The organism is Bradyrhizobium sp. S69 (assembly GCF_009766005.1).
In the GTDB taxonomy this organism is placed as follows: Bacteria; Pseudomonadota; Alphaproteobacteria; order Rhizobiales; family Xanthobacteraceae; genus Bradyrhizobium.
On sequence record NZ_LMUK01000006.1, the window covers coordinates 161,767 to 171,541 of the forward strand.

General features: G+C 62.3%; 9 protein-coding genes. 8 read left to right on the forward strand and 1 reads right to left on the reverse strand.

Going from position 1 to position 9,775, the window contains the following annotated elements; translation table 11 throughout:
- Positions 1-84 precede the first annotated feature (84 nt).
- The 4 genes from GSQ88_RS01655 to GSQ88_RS01670 all read left to right on the forward strand — a co-directional run bounded on the left by GSQ88_RS01655 (position 85) and on the right by GSQ88_RS01670 (position 4,852).
- The gene (locus GSQ88_RS01655; RefSeq protein ID WP_159005553.1) at positions 85-1,257 is read left to right on the forward strand and encodes an acetyl-CoA C-acetyltransferase; all 1,173 of its coding nucleotides are present in this window, start codon (positions 85-87) and stop codon (positions 1,255-1,257) included.
- Between the two features lie 163 nt (positions 1,258-1,420).
- Complete coding sequence (locus GSQ88_RS01660; protein ID WP_159005555.1) at positions 1,421-2,965, forward strand: acyl-CoA synthetase; 1,545 nt, start codon at positions 1,421-1,423, stop codon at positions 2,963-2,965.
- Between the two features lie 277 nt (positions 2,966-3,242).
- Complete coding sequence (locus GSQ88_RS01665; protein ID WP_159005557.1) at positions 3,243-4,403, forward strand: alpha/beta hydrolase; 1,161 nt, start codon at positions 3,243-3,245, stop codon at positions 4,401-4,403.
- 92 nt (positions 4,404-4,495) lie between these two features.
- Positions 4,496-4,852, forward strand: coding sequence for a hypothetical protein (locus GSQ88_RS01670; protein ID WP_159005559.1), 357 nt, complete (start codon positions 4,496-4,498; stop codon positions 4,850-4,852).
- A 56-nt stretch (positions 4,853-4,908) separates the two neighbouring features.
- Here GSQ88_RS01670 and GSQ88_RS01675 read toward each other — a convergent pair whose 3' ends face one another.
- The gene (locus GSQ88_RS01675; RefSeq protein WP_159005561.1) at positions 4,909-5,631 is read right to left on the reverse strand and encodes a hypothetical protein; all 723 of its coding nucleotides are present in this window, start codon (positions 5,629-5,631) and stop codon (positions 4,909-4,911) included.
- A gap of 186 nt (positions 5,632-5,817) precedes the next feature.
- Here GSQ88_RS01675 and mbfA point away from each other — a divergent pair, with 186 nt between their 5' ends.
- From mbfA to GSQ88_RS01695, 4 genes are all read left to right on the forward strand, one after another.
- Positions 5,818-6,789 (forward strand): iron exporter MbfA, encoded by a 972-nt coding sequence (mbfA, locus tag GSQ88_RS01680; protein ID WP_159005563.1) that lies wholly within the window; start codon positions 5,818-5,820, stop codon positions 6,787-6,789.
- A gap of 167 nt (positions 6,790-6,956) precedes the next feature.
- Positions 6,957-7,487, forward strand: a complete 531-nt coding sequence (locus tag GSQ88_RS01685) for a cytochrome b (RefSeq protein WP_159005565.1) — start codon at positions 6,957-6,959, stop codon at positions 7,485-7,487.
- A 161-nt stretch (positions 7,488-7,648) separates the two neighbouring features.
- Positions 7,649-9,121 (forward strand): amidase, encoded by a 1,473-nt coding sequence (locus GSQ88_RS01690; RefSeq protein WP_159005567.1) that lies wholly within the window; start codon positions 7,649-7,651, stop codon positions 9,119-9,121.
- Between the two features lie 165 nt (positions 9,122-9,286).
- Positions 9,287-9,640 carry a nuclear transport factor 2 family protein gene (locus GSQ88_RS01695; RefSeq protein WP_159005569.1) on the forward strand — a complete coding sequence of 118 codons (354 nt, stop codon included), beginning with the start codon at positions 9,287-9,289 and terminating at the stop codon, positions 9,638-9,640.
- The last annotated feature ends 135 nt before the right edge of the window (positions 9,641-9,775 follow it).

Below are 9,775 nucleotides of genomic sequence, written 5' to 3' on the forward strand. Positions count from 1 at the left end.
GATTGATTGACTAAATCATCACGCCCGATTTAAATCCCGCCCAATCCGACAACCCCATCCAAAAACAAGTCAGGGAGAACAGAGATGGCCGAGGCTTATATCGTCGCTGCCGCACGCACCGCCGGCGGACGCAAGGGAGGGCGCCTCGCCGGCTGGCACCCGGCCGATCTCGCAGCTTCGGTGCTGAACGAGTTGGTCGAGCGCACCGGCGCCGATCCGGCCCAGATCGAAGACGTCATCATGGGCTGCGTGATGCAGGCCGGCGAGCAGTCCAACAACATCGCGCGCAACGCCATCATGGCCTCGAAGCTGCCGGAAAGCGTGCCCGGCACCTCGGTGGACCGCCAATGCGGATCGTCGCAGCAGGCGTTGCACTTCGCGGCGCAAGCGGTGATGTCGGGCACCATGGACATCGTGATCGCCGCCGGCGTCGAAGCGATGACCCGGGTGCCGATGGGCCTTGCTTCGTCGCTGCCTGCCAAGAACGGATTTGGCCACTACAAGAGCCCGAATATCGAGAAGCGCTATCCGAATATTCAGTTCAGCCAGTTCACCGGCGCCGAAATGATGGCGGAGAAATACGGCCTCTCGAAAGATGAACTCGATCGATACGCCTATGAGAGCCACCAGCGCGCGATCGCGGCAACGCAAGCCGGCAAGTTCAAGGACGAGATCATTCCGCTGCAGATCACCCGCGCCGATGGCTCGACCGATACCCACTCGATCGATGAAGGTATCCGTTTCGACTCCAGCCTCGACGGCATCAAGGCGGTCAAACTGATCGCGGAAAACGGCAAGCTCACCGCCGCCAGCGCCAGCCAGATCTGCGACGGCGCCTCGGGCGTCATGGTCGTCAACGAAAAGGGCCTGAAGCAGCTCGGCGTCAAGCCGATGGCGCGGATCCATCACATGACCATGATCGGCGGCGACCCCGTGATCATGCTGGAAGCACCATTGCCCGCCACCGAACGCGCGCTGAAGAAGGCCGGCATGTCGATCGACGACATCGACCTGTACGAAGTCAACGAGGCCTTTGCCTCGGTGCCGACCGCGTGGCTGAAAACCACCGGCGCCGACCCCGCCAAACTCAACGTCAATGGCGGCGCCATCGCGCTCGGCCATCCGCTTGGCGGCTCCGGCACCAAGCTGATGACGACCTTGGTCAACGCGCTCAAGCAACGCAACAAGCGCTACGGCCTGCAGACCATGTGCGAAGGCGGCGGCATGGCCAACGTCACCATCGTCGAGCGGCTGTAGAAGCTAAATAACAAAGCATCGTCGTCCCGGCCTTGCGCCGGGACCCATAACCACCAGCGTTAGAGAGATAAGCGCGGAGCCAACTCCGCGCCGCCTCACTGATGCCAGGGGTTATGGGTCCCCGCGTACGCGGGGACGACGGAGAGGTCGAGAAAAAACTCCCATGACGCACCCTTCCATCCACGCCCGGAACCACCCCGACAAGACCGCCTATCAGATGGCGGGTACGGGCAAGGCGATCAGTTACCGCGAGCTCGATGAACGCTCGAACCAGGGCGCGCATCTGTTTCGCGTGCTCGGACTAAAGGCCGGCGACCACATCGCGTTCCTGATGGAGAACCGGCTCGCGTTCATGGAGATCTGCTGGGCGGCGCAGCGCGCCGGCCTTTATTACACCGCGATCAGCCGCTACCTGACCCAGGACGAGATCGCTTATATCGTCAGGGATTGCGGCGCCAAACTCGTGATCACCTCGCCGAAATGCGCCGAGCAGATCAAGGGCCTGATCACAGGCGAGCCTGGCGAGCCGCTGTTCTTCATGCTCGACGAGCCCCTGCCCGGCTTCCGCTCATGGGATCGGGGAGCGATCGCCCAGCCGGTCACGCCAATTGCGGACGAGGTCGCCGGCTACGACATGCTGTATTCGTCGGGCACGACGGGGCGCCCCAAGGGCATCAAGCGGCAATCGGAAAACAACCCGATCGACGTGCCCAATCCGTTCCTGCGGCTGCTTTGCGCCGACATGTGCGGCATGAATGGCGACAGCATCTATCTGTCGCCGGCGCCGCTTTATCACGCCGCACCATTGCGCTTCAACATGATGGCGATCACCCTTGGCGGCACCTCGGTGATCATGGAATCTTTCGACGCCGAGCAGTTTTTGCAGCTGGTCGAGCGGCACAAGATCACCCAGTCGCAACTGGTGCCGACCATGTTCGTACGCATGCTGAAGCTGCCCGAGGAGGTGCGCATGCGTTACGACGTCTCCTCGCTGAAAGGCGCGATCCACGCCGCCGCGCCCTGCCCGGTCGATATCAAGGCAAAAATGATCGAATGGTGGGGGCCGATCCTGATCGAATATTATGCGGGATCCGAAGGCAACGGCGTCACGGTGTCGACCTCGCAGCAATGGCTCGATCATCGCGGCACCGTCGGCCGCGCCGTGGTCGGCAAGGTCAGGATTCTGGGCGAAGACGATCTCGAAATGCCGGTGGGAGAGATCGGCGCGGTGTATTTCGCCGACGCGCCGGTGTTTTCCTATCACAACGATCCGGACAAGACGAAGCGCGCCTACAACGCCAGGGGCTGGTCGACGCTTGGCGATGTCGGCTATCTCGACGGCGAGGGCTTTCTCTATCTCACCGACCGCAAGTCCTACATGATTATCTCCGGTGGCGTGAACATCTACCCGCAGGAGACCGAGGACGTGCTGATCACGCATCCCGAGATCGCCGATGTCGCGGTCTTCGGCGTGCCCAACGAGGAGATGGGCGAAGAGGTCAAGGCGGTGGTGCAGCCGCACGACATGGCGCGTGCCGGCAAGGAATTCGAAGCGGAATTGATGGTGTTTTGCCGCCAGCATCTGTCGCCGATCAAATGCCCGCGCAGCGTCGATTTCGAAGCCGAACTGCCGCGCACCCCGACCGGCAAACTGGTGAAGCGGCATCTGCGCGACCGCTATTGGCCGAAGGCGGCGGTGAAGGTGTAGGGCATAGAGCCACCGTATTGAATCGTAGGGTGGGCAAAGGCCTCTTGGCCGTGCCCACCACTCCAGCGACGAAATGGTGGGCACGCTTCGCTTTGCCCACCCTACAAGCGCTAACGCGCCTCCTCGCCGTGAGGGCCTCGGATTTATGCGCACTCGCGTCCGGCTTCGCCGGCCCGAGCACGGGCCTTGTGCCTGATATCCACGTCTTTACAGTCGCGCCGCACAAGAAGACGTGGATGGCCGGGGATCAACCCGGTCATGACGAGGAAACGACACCATGCCCACCCTCCCCGAGATTCCGCTTCCCTCCGCCATCCGCTCGCGCTTCGTCGACGGCATCAACGGCCTGCGCGTGCATGTGCTGGAAGCAGGCTTCGAGACGCAGGGACGGCCATGCGTGCTGCTGTTGCACGGCTTTCCCGAACTCAGCTTCAGTTGGCGCAAGGTGATGCCGGCGCTGGCGGCGGCCGGCTATCACGTGATCGCACCGGACCAGCGCGGCTATGGGCGCACCACTGGCTGGGATGCCGACTACGACGGCGACCTGAATTCGTTCCGGCTGCTCAATCTGGTGCGCGACGCGCTCGGCCTGGTGTCGGCGTTCGGCTACACCAGCGTCGATGCCGTGGTCGGACACGATTTCGGCAGCTCGGTCGCCGCCTGGTGCGCGCTGGTGCGACCCGATGTGTTTCGCTCGGTCGCATTGATGAGCGCGCCGTTCGCGGGTCCGCCGGCGCTGCCGTTCAACACGGCGGATGGAGCGCTGAAACCGAAGCCGGAAGATCCCGTGCATCACGAGCTGGCCGCGCTGCCGCGTCCGCGAAAACACTACCAATGGTACTACTCGACGCGCGAGGCCAATGCCGACATGCATCGCGCCCCGCAGGGCGTGCATGATTTCTTGCGCGCCTATTACCATCACAAGAGCGCGGACTGGAAAGACAACAAGCCGTATCCGCTGAAGTCATGGTCGGCGGACGAACTGGCAAAACTGCCGACTTATTACGTGATGGACCTCGCGAGCAACATGGCCGAGACGGTTGCGAAGGAAATGCCGTCGACACAAGCGATCGCCGCGAATCAATGGCTGCCCGACCGCGAGCTCTCCTTCTACAGCGGCGAATATGCCCGCACCGGTTTCCAGGGCGGCCTGCAATGGTATCGCTGCGGCACCTCGGGCGAATTCGGTGCGGAATTGCAGACCTGGTCGGGCCGCAGCATCGACGTGCCCTCCTGCTTCATCTCGGGCAAACAGGACTGGGGCACCTATCAGCGCCCCGGCGTGTTCGAGACCATGCAGGCCAGGGCCTGCAGCCGGATGATCGGCTGTCATCTGGTCGACGGCGCCGGGCATTGGGTGCAGCAGGAGCAACCCGCCGAAGTGAGCCGGCTGCTGCTGCAGTTCATCAAGCAGGCCAGGGAACTTGCCGTCCGATAGCCCGCCCTGCCGAAGGGATCGATAGGAACAATCCATCCGTGACTTAGTTTTCGACTACCCGGGTAGTGTCCCGGCAGTCACTGGAGAGGAACATGGAAAAAAAGATCGCTGGACTTCTGGGAGCGATGGCAACGCTCGGAGTCGTCAATGCTGCACAGGCCGCGCCTATGCCGGGTCCGGCCCCTACCGATGCCTTGAGAGCTAGTTCGTTCGCAGAGCTTCTTAACCCGATCCCGAACGCCGCTGTGCTGCTACAGGCATTAGATGAATCGGGACCGATCTCGTCTCCGGATGGAAATGTGCAACTCGTGCAGTACCATCACCACCACCACCATCATCATCACGGCCTTCGCAGGATTGTGCCCCGCATTATCTTCGGGGGGCGCCGTCACCACCACCACCATCACCACCATCATCATCATCACCATCATCACGGCGACTACCGCTGAGCCACGCGGATCGAATGATGAACAGACAGGACCTACGGGTCCTGTCCATTTGTGGCCTATTCCTGACGGCTTTTTTCCTTGGCCGCACGGTGAAGATGGCGATAGGTGCCGTCGAACACGATATCGGTCGATGACGTCCACTCGGTTCCTGCCGACAGGTTCGGCCGATTGGCGTAGACGCGCCGCGCCTGAAGCTCGCGCTCGGCGGATTCCTCCTCGCCCATCGGCTCAAGTTCGAAAGTGGCTTCCTCGGGAATCACGATGATCTGCGCGAACGGCTCATTCGGCCGGAAAATATGGGTGCGGCCCTCGGCCGGCGCCTTGAACACCGTAAAAAACACCATCGGCCACCAATTCCGCACCAATGCCGGGACCGCGATCGGCACGGTGTCGCTGTGATCCGTGTAGAACCGCGGATGCGGTTCGGTCCTGATCGCCATGCCCTTTTCGACCTTGAGATCGAGCAGCAGCTGATAGGTATAGAATTGGTCGCCGAAATTTCGAAACGGCGGCCACTGCACGCCGCCTTCCGGCGCCGGTCCCCAATCTCCATCGAGGATCAATTTGCCGTCTTTGGTACTGACGTGCAGTTCATTGTCGTAGGGATAAAACAGCTCGATGCCGTATTGCGCGCCTTCCGAAAACGGAACGCAGTGCCAGACCTGCTCACGCGAGCCATTCGCGCGCGGCTCGCGCTTACCGGCCCATCCGGGAATCTCAAGTTTGGTTCGGCGCGGCGCCAGCCGCGGATCGTTCAGACGGTATTTGACCTTGTCCATAGCACCCCCGGGTTTCGCGCCCCTGCAACAGGAACTCGAACGAGCCGGGGGCCACAGGGTTCCACTTGTCAAACGCCGTTTTGTCTCCGGAGCGGCCTTGCCGCCCCTGAAAAAGGAATTTGACCCAAGGTTATCGGGCAGCTATCTAGTTTAGAACTATTCTAAATTATGACAGAGGCGCTGCCCGTGAAGAATTTTGGCGATTTGAGCGAGCGCGAGGTGCTGGCGGTGGCGATCTCCTCGGAAGAGGAAGACAGCCGCATCTACATGACGTTTGCCGAGGATCTGGCCGAACGTTACCCGGACTCGGCCAAGCTGTTCGAGGAAATGGCCGAGGAGGAACGCGGCCACCGCCACCGGCTGCTGGAAATCTACCAGCAGCGCTTTGGCTCGCATCTGCCGCCGATCCGCCGCGAGGACGTCAGGGGATTTCTGAAACGGCGTCCGATCTGGCTGACCAAGAACCTGCCGCTCGACACCATCCGTAAGGAAGTCGAGACCATGGAGCTCGAGGCCGAGCGTTTTTACGCCAAGGCAAGCGAGCAGGCCGAGGATGTCGGCGTACGCCGGCTGCTCGGCGACCTCGCCGAGGAAGAGCAGAACCACGAAAAGCTCGCGGCAAAATTGACCGACCGCATTCTCAGCCCGGACGTGCGCGCCGAGGAAGACAAGACGCGCCGGCGCGTCTTCGTGCTGCAATATGTGCAGCCCGGCCTCGCCGGATTGATGGACGGCTCGGTGTCGACACTGGCGCCGCTGTTCGCCGCCGCGTTTGCGACGCATCAGAACTGGCAAACCTTCCTGGTGGGACTTGCCGCCTCGCTCGGCGCCGGCATCAGCATGGGCTTTGCCGAAGCGCTCTCCGATGACGGATCGCTCACGGGCCGCGGTTCGCCCTGGCTGCGCGGCGCGGCCAGCGGCATCATGACCGCGCTCGGCGGCCTCGGCCACTCGATGCCCTATCTGGTTCCGGATTCATGGCCGAACGCATTCTGGATCGCGACCGCGATTGCCGGTGTCGTCGTGTTCTTCGAATTGTGGGCGATCGCCTTTATCCGCTCGCGATATATGGACACGCCGTTCCTGCAAGCGGTTTTCCAGATCGTCCTCGGCGGCGCCATCGTGCTCGCCGTGGGCATTCTGATCGGCACGGCATAGGCGATCACATCCGCGCAAACATGACGGAATCAATACAAGCCGGACAAGTCGGTGATTAGAACGCTTCTAGCCGTCAGGCGGCATCGACATGCTGAAACTGCGCGGCTTCTGGAATAAGACATGCCCGACTCCGGTCTAGGCTAAAGCTCCCGCCTTTGAGAGACATCATGACAGATCGTTTGCAATACGGGACCACCGCGAAGGTGTTCCACTGGCTCATCGTCGCGCTCTTGTTCGTACAATATCCGATCGGCTGGCTGATGCCGGACCTCCATCGGGACATGAAGCCGGGCGTCGGTATGACACTCCACATTTCCTTTGGAATCGTTATCCTTGCACTCATTGTGCTGAGGCTGGTGTGGCGGCTGACGCACCCGGTAGCGCCGGAAAGCTCGCTTCCTCCATGGCAGCGAGTGGCGACTGAAGGCGTGCATTGGCTGCTCTATGCGCTGGTACTGGCCACGACGATCACGGGCTGGCTGTTCGCGTCGTTTCGCGGTTGGTCGATCTCGTTGTTCTTCATGATGCCGCTGCCGATGCTGAGCGCGGACAACCCGACGGCAGGGAAGACGATCGATGGCTGGCACCAGGCAATGGAATGGTCGTTGCTAGTGGTGATCGGCATTCACGTCGCGGCGGCACTGGCCCACCTTTTCATCTACCGTGACCGCATCATGCAGCGGATGCTGCCGGGATAGATTCTCGGCGATAGATTAGGTCGCCTTCGCAGCAATTGCTGTCAAGCGGCAGAAGCGCGCAGAGCCCATCCTTGCCCGCGATATCGCATGGCCTTGCGGGCCGCCATCAAACTGAGCATCATCGCTTCAGCGACATGGCAACGATAAACGGGAGATACGCCTTGGCAAAATCGCAATGGAGTTTTGAGAGCGCGACCGAAATGTCGGCGGCGCTCGCGGCAAAGAAAGTCTCCGCCGTCGAACTGGCGCAGCACGCGATCGACCGCATCGAGCGCCATGACGGCAAGATCAACGCGATCTGCGTGCGCGATTTCGCCCGCGGCCTCGACGCCGCCCGCGCTGCCGATGCGGCGTTGGCGCGTGGTGAGACTAGACCACTGCTCGGCATCCCCATGACGGTGAAGGAATCCTATAATGTCGGCGGGCTGCCCACGACCTGGGGTTTTCCGGCGCAGAAGAATTTCGTTCCGCCGGAAGACGCATTATCGATCTCGCGCGTGAAACAGGCCGGCGGCGTCATCCTCGGCAAGACCAATGTGCCGCTCGGGCTCGGCGACTGGCAGAGCCACAACGATATCTACGGCACCACCAACAACCCGTTCGATCTCGGCCGGACGCCGGGCGGCTCTTCCGGCGGATCGTCGGCCGCACTCGCCGCGGGCTATGGACCGCTGTCGCTCGGCTCCGACATCGGCGGTTCGCTGCGGGTGCCGGCGTTTCATTGCGGCGTCTATGCCCACAAGCCTACCTTCGCTCTGGCGCCCTCGCGCGGCCATACCCCGCCGCCATTTCCGCCGCTGCCGTTCGACCGCGATCTGGCGGTGATCGGGCCGATGGCGCGATCGGCCGCGGATCTTTCACTGCTACTCGACGTGATCGCAGGACCCGACCCGCTGGAAGCCGGCACGGCCTATCGGCTCGCGCTGCCGGCCTCGCGTCACGCCGAGCTCAAAGGCTTCCGCGTGCTGCTGATCGACACCGATCCGGTGATGCCGACCTCCAAGGTCGTCCGTGGGGCGATCGAAAAGCTTGCCGCCAATCTCGGCAAGGCCGGCGTCACCGTTACCCGCGAAAGCCCGCTATTGCCTGACTTCGCGGCATCGAGCCGGCTCTATATGCGGCTGTTGATGTCGTTCCTCTCCGCCTCGTTGCAGCCGGAGACCTATGCCGGCGCCCAGGCCGCGGCCGCCAAGCTCACCGCCGACAACACCAGCCTTGCAGCCGAACGCCTGCGCGGCATCACGCTGAGCCATCGCGATTGGGTGATCGCCGATGGTGGTCGCGCGCGGCTGCGGGCGCAATGGCGTGAGCTCTTCAAGAGCTTCGATGCGGTGATCTGCCCGGTAATGCCGACGCCGGCCTATCCGCACGATCATTCGGCCGAACAGGAAGCCCGCCGCATCAATATCGACGGCAAGGACCACGTCTATCCGGACCAGTTGGCATGGCCCGGCATCGCGACGTTGCCTGGCCTGCCGGCCACCGCGATCCCGATCGGCCTGTCGCCGGAGGGATTGCCGATCGGCGTGCAGATCGTCGGCCCCTGGCTGGAAGACCGCACACCGCTGAAGCTCGCCGAACTGATCGAGCGCGAATTCGGCGGCTTCGTTCCGCCGCCGATGTTTGATGATTGATCACCGTCATTGCGAGCCAACGGGTCGGGCGAACGCCCGCCCGATGACAGGCTCCGCGAAGCAATCCATAACCCACAAAGAAGACTGGATTGCTTCGTCGCTTCGCTCCTCGCAATGACGAACGAGAAGCTCCGATTCCATCGGACGACCGAGAGGGAACACTATATGAGCAAAGACATCGACGAACTCACCGCGCTCAACCGCGATTACGTCGCCTCGGTGCAGAATGGCGACGTCAAGCGCTTTGACGAGATCCTGGCGCAGGATTTCTACTGCAGCAATCCCGACAAATCCCTGGTCGATCGCGCCGGATTCCTCAAGCAGACCGCGCTGCCGGTCACGATCAAGAATCTGATCGCGGAAGACGTGAAGATTCGCCTGCTGGGCGACTTCGCCATCATTCACGCGCAAACCAGCTACTGGACCCCGGATGGCCAGCAGGCCCACGGCCGCTACACCGATTGCTGGGCCAGGCAGAACGGCCGCTGGCTTGCGGTGTCGGCGCATGTGTCGAGGTAGCTAAGGAACAACCGCCTCGTCGTCCCGGCCTAGCGCGCAATTGCGCGTAAGGGGCCGGGACCCATATGTGGACGGCCCCCGTGCCACAAGAGTTTTTTTCAGGGTCTGATCGGATCGCTTGCATCCATATGTCCG

What these genes read in the sequence shown, in the direction of transcription:
- GSQ88_RS01655 (WP_159005553.1), top strand. Translation starts at nt 85, where the DNA reads ATGGCCGAGGCTTATATCGTCGCTGCCGCACGCACCGCCGGCGGACGC.
- GSQ88_RS01660 (WP_159005555.1), top strand. Translation starts at nt 1,421, where the DNA reads ATGACGCACCCTTCCATCCACGCCCGGAACCACCCCGACAAGACCGCC.
- GSQ88_RS01665 (WP_159005557.1), top strand. Translation starts at nt 3,243, where the DNA reads ATGCCCACCCTCCCCGAGATTCCGCTTCCCTCCGCCATCCGCTCGCGC.
- GSQ88_RS01670 (WP_159005559.1), top strand. Translation starts at nt 4,496, where the DNA reads ATGGAAAAAAAGATCGCTGGACTTCTGGGAGCGATGGCAACGCTCGGA.
- GSQ88_RS01675 (WP_159005561.1), bottom strand. Translation starts at nt 5,631, where the DNA reads ATGGACAAGGTCAAATACCGTCTGAACGATCCGCGGCTGGCGCCGCGC.
- GSQ88_RS01685 (WP_159005565.1), top strand. Translation starts at nt 6,957, where the DNA reads ATGACAGATCGTTTGCAATACGGGACCACCGCGAAGGTGTTCCACTGG.
- GSQ88_RS01695 (WP_159005569.1), top strand. Translation starts at nt 9,287, where the DNA reads ATGAGCAAAGACATCGACGAACTCACCGCGCTCAACCGCGATTACGTC.